Annotated in this window: 18 protein-coding genes; 1 reads left to right on the forward strand and 17 read right to left on the reverse strand. The window is 59.6% G+C overall.

Going from position 1 to position 15,247, the window contains the following annotated elements; translation table 11 throughout:
- Positions 1–95 precede the first annotated feature (95 nt).
- The 14 genes from HYI44_RS25555 to HYI44_RS25620 form a co-directional block, all read right to left on the reverse strand.
- A complete protein-coding gene (locus HYI44_RS25555) occupies positions 96–734 on the reverse strand; it encodes a TetR/AcrR family transcriptional regulator (protein WP_008152317.1) in 639 nt (212 codons plus the stop codon).
- A gap of 397 nt (positions 735–1,131) precedes the next feature.
- Positions 1,132–1,923: a TatD family hydrolase gene (locus tag HYI44_RS25560; protein WP_122839141.1), complete on the reverse strand. Its 792-nt coding sequence runs from the start codon at positions 1,921–1,923 to the stop codon at positions 1,132–1,134.
- Positions 1,924–1,938: 15 nt separating this feature from the next.
- Positions 1,939–2,295: a PilZ domain-containing protein gene (locus HYI44_RS25565; RefSeq protein ID WP_045061717.1), complete on the reverse strand. Its 357-nt coding sequence runs from the start codon at positions 2,293–2,295 to the stop codon at positions 1,939–1,941.
- Between the two features lie 32 nt (positions 2,296–2,327).
- Positions 2,328–3,314: a DNA polymerase III subunit delta' gene (locus HYI44_RS25570; RefSeq protein WP_225570842.1), complete on the reverse strand. Its 987-nt coding sequence runs from the start codon at positions 3,312–3,314 to the stop codon at positions 2,328–2,330.
- Positions 3,307–3,939, reverse strand: a complete 633-nt coding sequence (tmk, locus tag HYI44_RS25575) for a dTMP kinase (RefSeq protein WP_122839140.1) — start codon at positions 3,937–3,939, stop codon at positions 3,307–3,309. Before tmk ends, HYI44_RS25570 begins: the two co-directional genes overlap by 8 nt.
- Before the next feature lie 19 nt (positions 3,940–3,958).
- On the reverse strand, positions 3,959–5,173 hold the full coding sequence (mltG, locus tag HYI44_RS25580; protein WP_122839139.1) for an endolytic transglycosylase MltG: 1,215 nt from the start codon (positions 5,171–5,173) through the stop codon (positions 3,959–3,961).
- A 3-nt stretch (positions 5,174–5,176) separates the two neighbouring features.
- Positions 5,177–5,992, reverse strand: coding sequence for an aminodeoxychorismate lyase (gene pabC, locus HYI44_RS25585; protein WP_225570843.1), 816 nt, complete (start codon positions 5,990–5,992; stop codon positions 5,177–5,179).
- Positions 5,992–7,236, reverse strand: a complete 1,245-nt coding sequence (gene fabF / locus HYI44_RS25590) for a beta-ketoacyl-ACP synthase II (RefSeq protein ID WP_122839137.1) — start codon at positions 7,234–7,236, stop codon at positions 5,992–5,994. The genes pabC and fabF overlap by 1 nt, the downstream gene beginning before the upstream one ends.
- 107 nt (positions 7,237–7,343) lie before the next feature.
- Entirely contained in the window at positions 7,344–7,580 is a 237-nt protein-coding gene (gene acpP, locus HYI44_RS25595; protein WP_004371293.1) for an acyl carrier protein, read from the reverse strand.
- Positions 7,581–7,771: 191 nt separating this feature from the next.
- Complete coding sequence (gene fabG, locus HYI44_RS25600) at positions 7,772–8,515, reverse strand: 3-oxoacyl-ACP reductase FabG (RefSeq protein WP_045061723.1); 744 nt, start codon at positions 8,513–8,515, stop codon at positions 7,772–7,774.
- A 16-nt stretch (positions 8,516–8,531) separates the two neighbouring features.
- Positions 8,532–9,470: an ACP S-malonyltransferase gene (gene fabD, locus HYI44_RS25605; protein WP_122839136.1), complete on the reverse strand. Its 939-nt coding sequence runs from the start codon at positions 9,468–9,470 to the stop codon at positions 8,532–8,534.
- A gap of 125 nt (positions 9,471–9,595) precedes the next feature.
- Positions 9,596–10,606, reverse strand: coding sequence for a phosphate acyltransferase PlsX (gene plsX, locus HYI44_RS25610; RefSeq protein WP_225570844.1), 1,011 nt, complete (start codon positions 10,604–10,606; stop codon positions 9,596–9,598).
- Positions 10,607–10,610: 4 nt separating this feature from the next.
- Positions 10,611–10,793 carry a 50S ribosomal protein L32 gene (gene rpmF / locus HYI44_RS25615; protein ID WP_008152339.1) on the reverse strand — a complete coding sequence of 61 codons (183 nt, stop codon included), beginning with the start codon at positions 10,791–10,793 and terminating at the stop codon, positions 10,611–10,613.
- A 13-nt stretch (positions 10,794–10,806) separates the two neighbouring features.
- Positions 10,807–11,334 (reverse strand): YceD family protein, encoded by a 528-nt coding sequence (locus tag HYI44_RS25620; RefSeq protein WP_004371317.1) that lies wholly within the window; start codon positions 11,332–11,334, stop codon positions 10,807–10,809.
- Between the two features lie 105 nt (positions 11,335–11,439).
- On the opposite strand from HYI44_RS25620, the gene HYI44_RS25625 reads away from it, so the two are divergent.
- Entirely contained in the window at positions 11,440–12,018 is a 579-nt protein-coding gene (locus HYI44_RS25625) for a Maf family protein (RefSeq protein ID WP_122839134.1), read from the forward strand.
- A 23-nt stretch (positions 12,019–12,041) separates the two neighbouring features.
- Here HYI44_RS25625 and sppA read toward each other — a convergent pair whose 3' ends face one another.
- From sppA to rluC, 3 genes are read right to left on the reverse strand one after another with little or no spacing between them, the layout of a single operon-like run.
- Positions 12,042–13,031, reverse strand: coding sequence for a signal peptide peptidase SppA (gene sppA, locus HYI44_RS25630; protein ID WP_122839133.1), 990 nt, complete (start codon positions 13,029–13,031; stop codon positions 12,042–12,044).
- Between the two features lie 22 nt (positions 13,032–13,053).
- Positions 13,054–13,716 carry an HAD-IA family hydrolase gene (locus tag HYI44_RS25635; RefSeq protein WP_122839132.1) on the reverse strand — a complete coding sequence of 221 codons (663 nt, stop codon included), beginning with the start codon at positions 13,714–13,716 and terminating at the stop codon, positions 13,054–13,056.
- Positions 13,703–14,665, reverse strand: a complete 963-nt coding sequence (rluC, locus tag HYI44_RS25640; RefSeq protein WP_045061729.1) for a 23S rRNA pseudouridine(955/2504/2580) synthase RluC — start codon at positions 14,663–14,665, stop codon at positions 13,703–13,705. The genes HYI44_RS25635 and rluC overlap by 14 nt, the downstream gene beginning before the upstream one ends.
- Positions 14,666–15,247 lie beyond the last annotated feature (582 nt).

The following is a 15,247-nucleotide window of genomic DNA, read 5'->3' on the forward strand; positions in this document are numbered from 1 at the left end:
CACAAATCAAGTTTTAGCAAGTCCCATGCCTGAGTATATTCCTGCGGTATGCACCATGGGGTGAATATCATGGCGCAATCAGGCTGCTGAATGGCTCAGCTGCTTGGGGTGTCGGTGTCGCGCTTGCGCTTGTTGCCCATGCGCACGCCGATGTCCATCAGGAACTGGAAGAAGCCTTCCTGGTCTTCCAGCACATTGCTCCAGAACGGCGAGTGATACAGCGCCACGGCACCGTGCACCAACGCCCAGGATGCGCAGTAGTGGAAGTAAGGCGGGACATCTTCGAGCTTGCCTTCGCTGATACGCCCCTTGATCAGCAGGGTCAGCCGCTCGAAGTTCGAGGCGCGGATCTTGTGCAGTTCCTCGACCATCTCCGGCACCTGGTTGCCCTTGACCACCTTCTCTTCCAGGCGATCGAACAACCGGTAGCGTTGCGGATCGCGCATGCGGAATTCGAAGTAGGCGCGCGACAGCGCTTCCTTGTCCTTGTCGACGTCGGCGGAATGCAACAGCTCGTTCAGGTCACGCTCGTAGTCGAGCATCAGGCGCAGGTAGATCTCGGCCTTGGACTTGAAGTGCTTGTAGATCGTGCCTTTGCCGATACCGACGGCATCAGCAATCATCTCGACGGTGACACTGTCTTCACCTTGGTCGAGGAACAGCTTTAGCGCGGTATCGAGAATTTCCTGCTCGCGGCGACGAAACTCACGGACCTTACGAGGTTCTTTATGCATAAGAAAAGGTCTGTAGGGGTCAAAATTCGAAGCCGCGTATTATGCCTAACTTGCGCCAAAATGCACGGATCATCCGACCATATCTGTGTTTCATGAGGTTTTCATGCATGCTGGCCGGTTGATGAGAACTCTTCCGAAGCGCGCGTATTCCAAAATTGTTTAAAAACCTGACCGGCTAAACTGGACTCGGCGCAATACTGATCAATACTTCAACTGTCGACGGGACATCTCCCCCAAGTGTCTCGACGATAAAGGTACCAACGGACCGCGTATCTTTGTTTTACTCCTAATGGTCTTAACCCGGATTCACCCCCCAGAACCCGGGTTTTTTTTGCCTGCGATTCAGGGGCCAAAGCCCCGTAGGAGCTGCCGAAGGCTGCAATCTTTTGTACCTGCGTTACGCCGAGGCCCTGACGTGGGCCAATGGAAACAGCCGTTTGAAGTTCTCAGTGGTCTGGGCTGCAAATTGCTCGTAGGACTCCCCGCGCAACATTGCCAGAAATTCCGCTACCTCGCGCACATACTGCGGCAGGTTTGGCTTGCCGCGATGAGGAATGGGGGCCAGGTACGGCGAGTCGGTTTCCACCAGCAATCGATCGGCCGGGACCTTGCTGGCAACGTCGCGCAGGGCGTCGGCATTGCGGAAAGTGACAATCCCGGATAAGGAAATGTAATAACCCATGTCCAGCGCCGCTTTGGCCATGTCCCAGTCTTCGGTGAAGCAATGCAGCACCCCGGCCTGAGGCAGCGCGGCTTCGCGCAGCAGGTCCAGCGTATCGGCGCGGGCTCCGCGGGTGTGAATGATCACCGGTTTGCCGGTCTGCTGCGCCGCCTGCAGATGCAGACGAAAGGACGCCTGCTGCAACTCGGCCGCTTCCGGCTCGTAGTGATAGTCCAGGCCCGTCTCACCAATGGCTACCACGCGCGGATGGTTGAGCTCCTGCAGCAGCCAGTCCAGTGCTGGCGCAGCACCGGGCTGTACGTCCAGCGGATGCACGCCCACCGAGCAGTCGACGTCGTCGTAACGCTCGGCCAGGGCCTTGACGTCGGCGGCATTGTCGACGCTGACGCCAATGCACAGGAAGTGACCGACGCCCCGTTGGCGGGCCGCGTCCAGCGCGGCATCCAGTGAGCCGTTGTGCGCGGCAAGGTCGAGTCGATCAAGGTGACAATGGGAATCTACGAGCATAAAGAGGGCTGCAACTTACATCGTATGAGTGGGACGGTCGGACTTAAGGGCTCCGGCCAGATGGGTTTCGATTCGACTGCGGGCCGTGTTGTCGCCGTCATTGAACTGCACGCCGACCCCGGCGGCGCGATTGCCCTGGGCGCCTTTGGGCGTGATCCAGGTGACCTTGCCGGCGACCGGAATCTTTTCGGCTTCATCCATCAGGTTGAGCAGCATGAAGACTTCATCACCCAACCGGTAACTCTTGTTGGTCGGAATAAACAGGCCACCGTTCTTGATGAAGGGCATGTACGCCGCGTAAAGCACCGACTTGTCCTTGATGGTCAGGGACAGAATGCCGTTGCGCGGCCCGGAGTTGACGGGTTCATTCATGCTGGCCTCCTCGGCTGATGTTCAGAGTCTAGTCACTTCTGGCCGGGCAAAGACGCCCACTGCACCAACAAGGCCTCGAGCAGTAATACCCGATTGAGGTTGGCTTTGCTCATGACTTTCTGGCGCTGGGCGAGAATCCAGTCCTGGATATCGAGGACCTTGTCCTGGGCCGACTTCTGCGCCAGGTATTGAATCACTTTGCGCATGTCCGCCAGCCCCAGCCCTTCTTCATCCTGGGTCAACTGATAACGCAGGATAAGGCTCGACCAGTCGCAGAACCAGTCGAACAGCAGCAACAGCGGAATCGCGTTCCAGCCTTCTGCCAATTGTGTCGGCGACTGCTGCTGCTTGAGCAGCTTCTTGACCCCTTCGACCACCAGCGCCCTTTGCTCACGCACGCCCTGGGCCTGCAGCTTGACCGCCGCCAGCGGCGAGCCGGCCGCCAGGGTCAACAGTTCCACGCGCTCCTCGTCGGAGCAATCTGGCAAGGTCTGCGCCAGCCAGGCCAGGCTCATGGCCTCGCCAGGCAATGGGCAGGCCTGCTGCACGCAACGACTCTTGATGGTCGGCAACAGACGGCTGGTCTGGTGGCTGACCAGCAGCAATACGGTATCGCCGGAAGGTTCTTCAAGGCTTTTGAGCAAAGCGTTGGCGGCGTTGATGTTCATCGCTTCGACAGGCTCGATCAGCACGACTTTGCGCCCGCCCATCTGCGCGGTCTGCACCACGAAGCTGACCAGTTCGCGAACCTGATCGACCTTGATCGCCTTGTCCGCCTCTTCCGGTTCGAGGACGTAGTTGTCCGGGTGGCTGCCGGCCTTGAGCAGCAGGCAGGATTTACACTCGCCGCAGGCATCCTGGGCAGTCGGGCGCTGGCACAACAGGCTGGCCATCAAGCGCTCGGCCAATGCGCGCTTGCCAATCCCGGCCGGGCCATGCAACAGGTAGGCGTGGGCATGCTGCTTGCGACCGGCCAGTTGCTGCCAGAGCGAGTCCTGCCAGGGATAGGCTTCAGCCACGGGCCAGCTCCAGCAGACGCGGGAGCAACGCGTCCAGGGACTGCTGGACCTGCGCCAACGGTTGTGCGGCATCGACCAGCACATAGCGCGCAGGATCGGCTTCAGCGCGCTTGAGGAAGGCGCTGCGCACCGCGTCGAAGAAGGCCCTGCCTTCCAGCTCGAAGCGGTCGAGGCGACCACGGGCACTGGCACGCGCCAGACCGACTTCCACCGGCAGGTCGAAAATCAGCGTCAGGTCCGGACGCAGATCTCCCTGGACGAAGGTTTCCAGGGTGGCAATACGCTCCAGCGACAGGCCACGGCCGCCACCTTGGTAGGCATAAGTGGAATCGGTGAACCGGTCGCACAGCACCACCGCCCCCCGGGCCAATGCCGGGCGGATGACTTCGGCCAGGTGCTGGGCGCGAGCGGCGAATACCAGCAGCAGCTCGGTGTCCGGGTTCATGGCTTCTTCGACCGGCGCCAGCAGCACCTCACGAATTCGCTCGGCCAGCGCGGTGCCACCCGGCTCGCGGGTCAACACCACTTCGATACCGGCGGCGCGCAGGCGCTCGGCCAGGTATTCGCGATTGGTGCTCTTGCCAGCGCCCTCAGGGCCTTCCAGGGTAATAAACAAGCCAGTCACAGGCAGTCCTTAGTCAGGGTCATTGCGGGCTTTGCGGCGTGGTGGCGTCCGGTTCGGCTGCAGGCGCCGCTGGCGGCTCCTGCGGTGCGACCTGGGGCAAAGCCTCGGGATCGGGGTTGGGCGACGCGGCAGGAATCGGCGCTTCGTGGGCCGGGCTGTTGGTGTCAGGTGTTTGCGGCGCTGTTGCCTCAGGTGCAGTCGCCGGTGCCGGGCTGGAACGGTAATCGGCGCGACGCTTGAGCTGGTACTCGCGCACTGCGTTGTTGTGCGCATCCAGGTCATCGGAAAAAACATGACTGCCGTCGCCACGGGCAACGAAATACAGACTGCTGCCGGCCACCGGATTTAATGCCGCGTGAATCGCTTCGCGCCCGACCATGGCGATGGGCGTCGGTGGCAGGCCGGAAATCATGTAGGTGTTATACGGCGTCGCTTCCTTGAGGTGGGCGCGAGTCAATTTGCCGCTGTAGCGATCGCCCAGGCCGTAGATCACGGTTGGATCAGTCTGCAGGAGCATGCCCAACGCCATGCGTCGCACGAACACGCCGGCAATCTGCCCGCGCTCCTGTGGCACACCGGTTTCCTTCTCCACCAGGGAGGCCATGATCAGCGCCTGGTACGGATCGGCGTAGGGCAGATCAGCCGCTCGCTGATTCCATTCCCTGGCCAGCACTTCGTCGAGGCGCTCGTAAGCAGTCTTGAGCAATTCGATGTCGCTCATGCCGCGAACGAAACTATAGGTATCGGGGAAAAAACGCCCCTCCGGAAAAATCCCCGGGTGGCCGAGCTTTTCCATCACCTGGGAGTCGCTCAAACCTGCGAGGGTCTGCTGGAGTTTTTCGTCCCTGGCGAGGGCCGCGCGGACCTGATGGAAATTCCAGCCTTCGACCAGCGTGACGCTGTACTGCACCACGTCCCCGCGTTTCCACGAATCGATCAGGCCTTCGACGGTCATGCCGGGCTGCATGCGGTATTCGCCGCTGTGCAAGGGTTGTCCGGCGAGGTTGAAGCGCCAGTACACGCGAAGCCAGAACGCGTCCTTGATGACGCCATCGGCTTCGAGTCGGTAGAAAGTGCGGGTGGGTGTCGTACCCTTGGGTACTTCGAGCATTTCTTCCTGGGTGATGTTCAGCGACTGATCCAGCGCCGAATGAATTTTCCAGGCGGAAAAACCGAATAACAGCCCTGCCAGAACCAATCCGGTTTCCAGCAGCAGCAAGAATTTACGTCTCACGAATCAAGCATCCAATAGCGCACGGGCAATGGTTTGGAGTTTACGGGTGAGTGGCCCAACCGGCCAGCTCAGTGCAGCATACGCACGCACCGGCCAAATGCCATAAACACTATTACAGACAAAGACTTCATCGGCCCATTGCAGCTGTTCCAGGGTGATATCGATGATTTGTACAGGGATCGCTGAAGACTCAGCTTGAAACAATAATTCAGCGCGCATTACCCCGGCGACGCCGCAGCGACCGAGATCGGCGGTGATCAACACACCATCACGCACCAGGAACAGATTACTGAACACGCCCTCGACCACACGACCGGCCTGGTCCAGCATCAGGCCTTCGGCGTGCTCAGCGTCTTGCCACTCGGAACGGGCGATGACCTGCTCCAGGCGATTGAGGTGCTTGAGACCAGCCAACAAGGGTTGCAAGGACAGCCGGGTGACGCAAGGGAACAGGCGCACGCCCTGCTCCGCATGGGCTGGCGGGTAAATCGCAGGAGGATTGCCCTGCATGATGCGGCGCGCCGCAACGACAGGGTCCGGGGCATAGCCGCGAGCACTTTCGCCCCGGGTGACGATCAGCTTGAGTACGCCTTCACCGAGCGCGAGGGCATAGGCCAGCAGCTCGGTGCGCACCACCGCGCCATCAAGGTTGATTGCCAGGCGCTGGCAACCCTCAAGCAACCGCTCCAGGTGACGATCCAGCAATACCGGTGTGCCATTGCGCACGGCGATGGTCTCGAACAGACCATCGCCGTAGGCCAGGCCGCGATCCTTCAGCGACACAGCGTGCGCCGGCTGACCGTCGACCCAGCAGTCCATCAGCCAGCGAACCGGCGGAACACCAGGGAGCCGTTGGTACCGCCAAACCCGAAGGAGTTGGACAGCACCACGTCGATATCCATGTTGCGCGCAGTGTGCGGCACGAAGTCGAGGTCACAGCCTTCGTCCGGCTCGTCAAGGTTGATGGTCGGTGGCGCCACCTGGCTGTTAATTGCCAGCACACTGAAGATCGCTTCAACCGCACCCGCGGCACCCAGGAGGTGACCGGTCATGGACTTGGTCGAACTGACGGCCAGCTTGTAGGCGTGATCACCAAACACCGACCTGATCGCACAGGCTTCGGCAAGATCACCGGCCGAAGTCGAAGTGCCGTGGGCGTTGATGTACTGGACCTGGTCACTGTTGATCTTCGCATCGCGCAAGGCATTGGTGATGCAGCGTGCAGCACCCGCACCATCGGCAGGTGGCGAAGTCATGTGGAACGCATCGCCACTGGTGCCAAAACCGATCAACTCGGCGTAAATGGTCGCACCGCGAGCCTTGGCGTGCTCCAGTTCTTCAAGTACCAGCGCGCCAGCACCGTCGGACAGTACAAAGCCGTCACGCCCCTTGTCCCATGGACGACTGGCACGGGCAGGCTCGTCGTTGCGGGTCGACAGCGCCCGGGAGGCACCGAAGCCGCCCATGCCCAGGCCACAAGCGGCCATCTCGGCGCCACCGGCGATCATCACGTCGGCTTCGTCGTACATGATGTTGCGTGCCGCCATGCCAATACAATGCGTACCCGTGGTACAGGCCGTGGCGATGGCGTAGTTGGGCCCCTGTGCTCCAAGGTGGATGGACAGGAATCCGGAAATCATATTGATGATCGAGCCGGGCACGAAAAACGGCGAAATCCGTCGTGGGCCGGAATCATGCAGGGTACGGCTGGTTTCTTCGATGTTGGTCAGGCCGCCAATGCCTGAGCCCATGGCGACGCCGATGCGTTCACGGTTGGCATCGGTCACTTCCAGGCCTGCATTTTTTACTGCCTGAAACCCTGCGGCCAGACCGTATTGAATGAACAGGTCGAGCTTGCGCGCTTCCTTGACCGACAGGTATTCCTCGACATTGAAGCCCTTTACCGAGCCGCCAAAACGGGTGGAATAGGCAGAAAGGTCGGTGTGTTCGATCAGACCAATGCCACTGCGGCCGGCCAGAATGCCCTGCCAGCTGCTTGGCACATCCGTGCCCAGTGGCGACAACATACCCATACCGGTGACTACGACGCGTCTACGCGACACAGCACTCTCCTTTTTCAAATGACGACTTTGCATCAGGCCTAAAGAAAAAACCGCACGCCAGGAGGCAGTGCGGTTTTTCCATGACAGCAAACAACGACTACAAACGATTACGCCTGGTGGCTGGTAACGTAGTCGATTGCAGCTTGTACAGTAGTGATCTTCTCAGCTTCTTCGTCAGGGATTTCGGTCTCGAATTCCTCTTCCAGAGCCATCACCAGCTCAACGGTGTCAAGGGAGTCAGCACCCAGGTCTTCAACGAAGGAAGCGCTGTTAGTCACTTCTTCTTCCTTAACGCCCAGTTGCTCGGCAACGATTTTCTTGACGCGCTCTTCGATGGTGCTCATACCTTGTTTTCACTCCTAATGGACAAATTCAGGCAGCTGGCCAGTGGGTAAGTGTATAGAAAGACTTTTCAGTTTTTCAACTGAAAGCTTCACTCCTCTAACCCTGCAGCCCGATGCCTATAAATAGATTGCAGCTTTATAACGGATTTTAGACAGCTCGTATGACATTTTTTTGAAGCAGTCCGTCACATTTAACTCATGTACATCCCGCCGTTCACCGGGATTGTAGCCCCAGTAACGTAAGCCGCACCGTCGGATGCAAGAAAAGCGACCACAGACGCGATCTCTTGCGCTTGCCCCAGACGACCCAGCGGAATTTGTGTAACCAGGTTTTGACGCTGCGCTTCGGGCAGTTCACGAGTCATATCGGTGTCGATGAACCCTGGGGCCACCGAGTTTACCGTAATCGAACGCGATCCGACTTCACGCGCCAGCGCACGGCTGAAACCTTCCAGACCGGCCTTGGCGGCAGCGTAGTTTACTTGGCCTGCGTTGCCCATGGCACCCACAACCGAACCAATACTGATAATTCGTCCCCAACGCGCCTTGGTCATGCCACGCAAAACGCCCTTGGACAGGCGGAACAGACTGTTCAGGTTGGTATCGACGACGTCATGCCATTCGTCATCTTTCATCCGCATCATCAGGTTATCGCGGGTGATACCGGCATTGTTGACCAGGATCGCCGGCGCACCGAACTGCTCGGCGATGCTCGCCAACACAGCGGCGACGGACTCGTCACTGGTCACATTGAGTTCCAGGCCAGTGCCCTGGATACCGTTTTCCTTCAGGGTCGCGGCAATGCGCTCGGCGCCGGATGCGGAAGTCGCAGTACCCACGACGATGGCACCCTGACGACCCAGTTCCAGGGCGATGGCCTGGCCGATACCGCGGCTTGCACCGGTGACCAGTGCAACTTTACCTTGCAGACTCATGCAAGTTTCTCCTGATTCAGGCCAACGCTGCACGGGCGGCAGCGAAAGCGTCTGGGGTATTGAGGTTGGAGGTTGCTACGCCTTCGGCGCAACGCTTGTTCAGACCGGCCAGCACTTTGCCAGGACCGCATTCGACCAGCTGGGTCGCACCCTTGGCCGCCAGCGCCTGCACAGACTCGACCCAGCGCACAGGCTTGTAGAGCTGCTCGAGCAAATCGCGTTTGAGGGTTTCCAGATCAGCCGGCACTGCTGCGCTGACGTTCTGCACAACTGGAATCTGCGGGGCCTGCCAGTCGATCGCAGCGATCGATTCAGCGAAACGCTCGGCCGCCGGGCGCATCAGCTCGCAATGGGACGGCACGCTCACCGGCAATGGCATGGCGCGCTTGGCACCACGAGCCTTGCAGCCTTCAATGGCGCGCTCAACCGCCGCCTTGGCACCGGCGATGACGACCTGGCCCGGGGAATTGAAGTTGACGGCACTGACCACTTCACCTTGCGCTGCTTCAGCGCAGGCTGCCAGCACGTCAGCATCGTCGAGACCGAGTATGGCGGCCATGCCGCCCTGCCCGGCCGGAACCGCTTCCTGCATCAACTGGCCACGGCGCTCGACGAGCTTGACCGCGTCAGCCAGGCTCAGGCTGCCGGCAGCAACCAGAGCGCTGTACTCACCCAGGCTGTGACCGGCCACGTAGGCCGGACGCGCGCCGCCTTCTGCCAGCCACAGACGCCACAGGGCGATCGAGGCGGTCAGGATGGCCGGCTGGGTCTTGTCGGTTTGATTGAGTTGCTCTTCCGGCCCTTGCTGGGTCAGCGCCCACAGGTCGTAACCGAGGGCATCGGAAGCTTCTTTGAACGTTTCAAGGACAACCGGATGTTGCGCGCCCAACTCGGCCAGCATGCCGAGGGACTGCGAACCCTGTCCTGGAAAGACGAATGCGAGGGAAGCAGACATGTAACAAGCCCCTAATGATCTTGTCGTCGGAGAATTGACGTCCCCCCAGGGGGACGCAAGAAACTGACAGTTGGATGGCAAATTGAACTGAGCGGTCACATTTAAGCATTGTCCGACGAAAACGCCTAAAGCAACAAATCCTCCAGACGACCGCGGATGCGTTCCGGCAGGTTTTCCTGGATCTCGATCAACGCGCGGGATATAGCACTCTGAAATCCCTGCACCCCGGCCGAGCCGTGGCTCTTCACCACAATCCCCTGCAGGCCGAGAAAGCTCGCACCATTGTGTCGCGCAGGGGCCAGATCGGCCTGCAGGCGCTTCATCAACGGCAACGCCAGGGCACCCACCATGCGCGAAGCGAGATTCTTCTTGAACAACGCTTCAATACGCCCGGCAATCATGGTGGCCAAGCCCTCGCTGGACTTGAGCAGGATATTGCCGACGAAGCCGTCACAGACCACCACATCCGCTTCACCGCGATACAGGCCATCGCCCTCGACAAAACCGATGTAGTTGATGCCCCGCGCCTCCTGCAACAAGGTGGCGGCCAGCTTGACCTGCTGATTACCCTTGATGTGTTCGGTGCCGATGTTCAACAAAGCGACTCGCGGGCGGACGATACCCAGCGTCTCGGCCGCCACCGAGCCCATGACCGCAAACTGCAGCAGGTGTTCGGCGCTGCAATCGACGTTGGCCCCGAGGTCGAGCAGCTGGCAATAGCCCGTCTGCGTCGGAATCGCCGCCACCATCGCCGGCCGATCAATGCCCGGCAAGGTCTTGAGCACGAATCGTGACAACGCCATCAACGCCCCGGTATTGCCGGCACTGACACAGGCCTGGACCTTGCCATCGCGCAACAGCTCCAGCGCAACGCGCATCGACGAATCCGGCTTGCCACGCAATGCCTGGGCCGGTTTCTCGTCCATGGTAATGACTTCGCTGGCGGGCACGATAGACAGGCGCGCGCGATCCGCAGCCGATTGGCCTGCAAGCAATTCTTCAAGGAGAGAGGGTTGACCAACGAGGGTCAGGTGCAGCGAGGGTGTAGCATTCAGACAAGCGAGGCTGGCCTGAACAATGCTGCGGGGACCGAAGTCCCCGCCCATTGCGTCAATCGCGATGACTTGAGCAGACAAGTGATTACTCGTCAGCGCCCTTGTCGATCACTTTACGGCCACGGTATACGCCTTCTGGCGATACGTGGTGACGCAGGTGAATTTCACCGGTGGTTTTTTCTACAGACAGAGTGCTTGCCGTCAGGGCGTCGTGCGAACGACGCATGTCACGGGCAGAGCGGGATTTTTTGTTCTGCTGAACAGCCATAATTGATTAACTCCTAAACGTTTGGGTCACGCTTTAACTGCGCCAATACACTGAACGGGTTGGACCGCGTTACCTCGTCCTCGCTCGGTTCGGGCTCATCGAGACCCGCCGGCTGCTGGCATTCTTCCGGATGATGAGCAGGCACAATGGGCAAGGCGAGCAGAAGCTCCTCCTCGATCAGTGACTGCAGATCCAATGGATCTTCGCCCAGTTCCAGCACGTCATAACCTTTCGGCAACGACTGGGTATTCGCACCCTCCTTCACCACAGCATAACTGCATTCGCTATGGATCGGCAGGGTGACCAGCTCAAGACAACGCTGGCAAACCATTTTGACTTCGGTGTCGATAAAGCTGTGGATTACCACAGACTTACGTTCATCTCGTTCAAAAACGAATTTCGCCTGCACCGTACCGACAGTGTCGGAAAGCGGGTCGCAGAGTCTCTCCAAATCGGCCAGCAGCAGTTCACCTTGAAGGGTGGTGCCACGGTCAGCCAATTTGCGCGGGTCAACGTGAGGTGGAATCGGGTCATTCAACATAGGCGCAGCATTATAGGGATGCACCCAGCCATGTCAAAGGAAATTCAGCCCTGTGCGTCACTTGGAAGCCTCGCTAGAATTCGCAACTCACTTCTGGAGTTGCGCATGCTGCCTTTATTACTCGCTTCAAGCTCGGTTTACCGCCGGGAATTGCTGGCCCGCCTGCGGTTGCCGTTCGTCTGCAGCTCGCCAGATATCGATGAAAGTCATCGCCCACAAGAGCCGGCCATTGAACTGGTCAAGCGCCTGGCCAGGGAAAAAGCCCAGGCGCTGGCTGGCATTTTTCCCGACCACCTGATCATTGGTTCCGACCAGGTCGCGGTGCTCGGCGAGCGCATCATCGGCAAACCGCACACGTTCGAGAAGGCGCGGGATCAGTTACTCGCCGCCAGCGGCGCCAGCGTGACCTTCCTCACGGGCCTGGCCCTGCTCAACAGCCAGACCGGGCATTGCCAGGTGGATTGCGTGCCGTTCACGGTGCACATGCGCACCCTCGACCAGGCAAGCATCGAGCGTTACCTGCATGCAGAGCAGCCCTACGACTGCGCAGGAAGCTTCAAGGCCGAAGGATTGGGGGTGAGCCTGTTTCAACGCACCGAAGGCCCTGACGCCACCAGCCTGATCGGCCTGCCGCTGATTCGGCTGATCGATATGCTGCTGGTCGAGGGCGTGCAAGTCCCTTGAAAGCAAAAGATCTTTTAAACGGCTTAACGCAACGACGGGCCGTTGAAACCCATCCACATCGCCAATTGCTCAGCCACGCTGGCGCCGAGCTTCTTCGAGAAGCGGTCGAACGTCGACTCCTGAACGGTAAAATCCACCAGTTCTTTCTCGCCAATGACATCGCGGGCTACCGAGCTGGCACTGCCCAGACCATCGATCAACCCCAGCGGCAGCGCCTGCTCACCCGACCAGACCAAGCCAGAGAACAGCTCCGGGTGCTCCTTGTCTTTCAGGCGATCGCCACGACCCTTCTTCACACTATTGATGAATTGCTGATGGGTGGTATCGAGCACGCCCTGCCAGAACCGAGTCTCATCAGGCTTCTGCGGCTGGAACGGATCGAGGAAGGACTTGTGCTCGCCAGACGTATAGGTCCGACGCTCCACGCCCAGTTTCTCCATGGTGCCGACAAAACCATAACCGGCCGCAGTAACCCCGATGGACCCCACCAGGCTGGCCTTGTCCGCGTAGATCTGATCGGCCGCACTGGCAATGTAGTAAGCGCCGGACGCCCCCAGGTCGGAGATGACTGCATACACCTTGGTATCAGGATGCAGCGCGCGCAGGCGAACAATCTCGTCGTACACATAGCCTGATTGCACCGGGCTGCCGCCCGGGCTGTTGATCCGCAGGACCACGCCCTTGACCTTGTCATCCTCGAAGGCCGCTCGCAGGCTGCCAACGATGTTATCGGCGCTGGCCTGCTCCTTGTCGGCGATCACACCAGTGACCTCGATCAGCGCGGTGTAGTTGGCACCGCGAGTGGCGGCTTTTTCCATGTCCATCAGCGGCGTGAACAGCATCAAGGCGCCAAACAGATACACAAAGGTCAGCAGCTTGAAGAAAATCCCCCAGCGACGGGACCGGCGTTGCTCCTGCACGCTGGCCAACAGGGTCTTTTCCAGCAATTTCCAGCTTTTCTCGTCACCGCTCTGCGCATCCGCCTTGGCGGGCGCCTTCCATTCGTCGGTCATGCCATCTACCCCAAAAAACCTGTTAAGCCTGCTGATTCAGCCAGGCATGCAATTCTGAAAAACGATCAATCGCCAGTCGCGGCTCGAACAGCTTCAGCGCCTCGATCGATTGCGCGCCGTAACTGACGGCAACCGACGCCATACCGGCGTTGCGGGCCATCTGCAGATCGAAAGAGGAGTCGCCAACCATCAGCGCCTGCTCCGGGCGAACCTCGCAGTACGCGAGGATCTGCTCCAGCATCAGAGGATGAGGCTTGCTGGCAGTTTCATCCGCCGCACGGGTGATATCGAAATACTTTTCCCAGCCGTGGGCCTTCAATACCCGGTCGAGCCCGCGACGAGCCTTGCCGGTCGCAACGGCCAAATGATAACCCTCGGCGCGAAAGGCCTCCATTGACTCGAGCACACCCTCGAACAACGGCGAAGGCACGGCTTCGGCGGCGATATAGTGATCGGCGTAATACCCGCGAAAGGCGATAAGTTGCCCTTCACTTATGTCCGGGTACAGGGTACGAATCGCCTCCGGCAAGCCGAGACCGATGATGCCCTTGACGGCAAAATCATCGCGCAGCTCGAATCCGGAGCGCTCTGAGGCCACATGCATGGCCTCGACAATCCGCCCGATGGAGTCCGCGAGGGTCCCGTCCCAGTCAAATATCAGCAGTTTGCAATCAGAGGGGTGCACTCAGGCGCTCCACAGTCTTGGCCCACATTTCATCCACCGGCGCCTGCAACTTCAGCTCGCCACCATCAGGCAGCGGCACGGTCAGCAGATAAGCGTGCAGGAACAGTCGCTTGCCACCCAGGTCGCGGATTTCCTTGCTGAAACCCTCATCCCCGTATTTCGGGTCGCCAGCGATGCAGTGCCCGGCATGCAGGGTGTGCACGCGGATCTGGTGGGTGCGGCCAGTGATTGGCCTGGCTTCGACCATGGTCGCAAAGTCTCCGAAGCGCCGTAGCACCTTGAACACGGTCACAGACTCCTTGCCCTCCTCCTCGTCGACCTCGACCATGCGCTCGCCGGAACGCAGGTTGCTCTTGCCCAGCGAGGCACGGACTTGCTTGATCGAGGCGGCCCAGTTGCCACGAACCAGCGCCATGTAGCGCTTGTCCACGCCATCACCGCGCAACGCCGTGTGCAAGTGACGCAGCATGCTGCGTTTCTTGGCAATCATCAGCAGGCCAGAGGTGTCTCGGTCCAGTCGGTGAACGAGCTCGAGCTCCTTGCAATCGGGGCGCAACTGACGGAAGGCTTCGATCACGCCGTAGGTCAGACCGCTACCGCCGTGAACCGCAATGCCACAAGGCTTGTTGATCACGATCAGGGCCTTGTCCTCGAAGATAATCGAGGCTTCGAGGCGCTGCAGCAGGCCTTGCGCCAGGGGCACCGGCTCGTCGCGCTCGGGCACGCGCACAGGCGGCACGCGCACGATATCGCCCGCCTGCAGCTTGTATTCGGGCTTGATCCGACCTTTGTTCACTCGCACTTCGCCTTTACGCAAAATGCGATAGATCAAGGTCTTGGGCACGCCTTTGAGCCGAGCGAGAAGGAAGTTATCAATACGTTGGCCGGCATATTCCGGCGAGACCTCAAGCAGTTGTACGCTTGGGGTCGAGGGGGCAGTAGTCGTCATGGCGCAGATGATATCAATTTTTTATGGAATTGAAGCACTTAATCATTGCTGCTATAGTCGCGAACGCCGCCAAAAGCGGCCTGGACAGCGGACCAACGGTCTAAAACCGGCCCTGACCAATGCAATTCACCAGGACGCGAGGCCGTCCTACGGGGCTTTCGCTACTTAACGGTGGAGTTTGCAGCTGTAACGAGCGCAGGTGACATGAGGCCTGAATCAAGCCGCAGGGCAGAGTTTTCACTCGCTTTGCGAGCCAATATTCATGGCCAGTTCACAAAGTGCAGTCAGTTGCGAATGACCCCGAGCGAAGGTTTCGGAAACAACGCCTAAATTAGCCATGATGCGTGACCTCCCCTTTTGGAGCTCACGGTAAATGCCAACCCGCTGCGGATTCTGCGCGCGGCAGCACCCGAATTATCAGGGATACGTGTAGGGTGGAGATGCACAACCGCTGGACTGTGTAGCAATAGGCTTTTTCAAGACGCTTCATCTCGTCCACAGCCACTGGTTGATTCCTCCTCCTGACTGAGTGCTTAAGTAGCCACAGCAAGCAGGACGCGTACGTCGCGACGAAGGCCCACA

Source organism: Pseudomonas sp. Y24-6 (assembly GCF_020295325.1).
Taxonomy (GTDB): domain Bacteria; phylum Pseudomonadota; class Gammaproteobacteria; order Pseudomonadales; family Pseudomonadaceae; genus Aquipseudomonas; species Aquipseudomonas gregormendelii.

What these genes read in the sequence shown, in the direction of transcription:
- HYI44_RS25555 (WP_008152317.1), bottom strand. Translation starts at nt 734, where the DNA reads ATGCATAAAGAACCTCGTAAGGTCCGTGAGTTTCGTCGCCGCGAGCAG.
- HYI44_RS25620 (WP_004371317.1), bottom strand. Translation starts at nt 11,334, where the DNA reads ATGTTGAATGACCCGATTCCACCTCACGTTGACCCGCGCAAATTGGCT.
- rluC (WP_045061729.1), bottom strand. Translation starts at nt 14,665, where the DNA reads ATGACGACTACTGCCCCCTCGACCCCAAGCGTACAACTGCTTGAGGTC.
- HYI44_RS25625 (WP_122839134.1), top strand. Translation starts at nt 11,440, where the DNA reads ATGCTGCCTTTATTACTCGCTTCAAGCTCGGTTTACCGCCGGGAATTG.
- fabD (WP_122839136.1), bottom strand. Translation starts at nt 9,470, where the DNA reads ATGTCTGCTTCCCTCGCATTCGTCTTTCCAGGACAGGGTTCGCAGTCC.
- fabG (WP_045061723.1), bottom strand. Translation starts at nt 8,515, where the DNA reads ATGAGTCTGCAAGGTAAAGTTGCACTGGTCACCGGTGCAAGCCGCGGT.
- acpP (WP_004371293.1), bottom strand. Translation starts at nt 7,580, where the DNA reads ATGAGCACCATCGAAGAGCGCGTCAAGAAAATCGTTGCCGAGCAACTG.
- HYI44_RS25565 (WP_045061717.1), bottom strand. Translation starts at nt 2,295, where the DNA reads ATGAATGAACCCGTCAACTCCGGGCCGCGCAACGGCATTCTGTCCCTG.
- rpmF (WP_008152339.1), bottom strand. Translation starts at nt 10,793, where the DNA reads ATGGCTGTTCAGCAGAACAAAAAATCCCGCTCTGCCCGTGACATGCGT.
- pabC (WP_225570843.1), bottom strand. Translation starts at nt 5,992, where the DNA reads ATGGACTGCTGGGTCGACGGTCAGCCGGCGCACGCTGTGTCGCTGAAG.
- HYI44_RS25560 (WP_122839141.1), bottom strand. Translation starts at nt 1,923, where the DNA reads ATGCTCGTAGATTCCCATTGTCACCTTGATCGACTCGACCTTGCCGCG.
- sppA (WP_122839133.1), bottom strand. Translation starts at nt 13,031, where the DNA reads ATGACCGACGAATGGAAGGCGCCCGCCAAGGCGGATGCGCAGAGCGGT.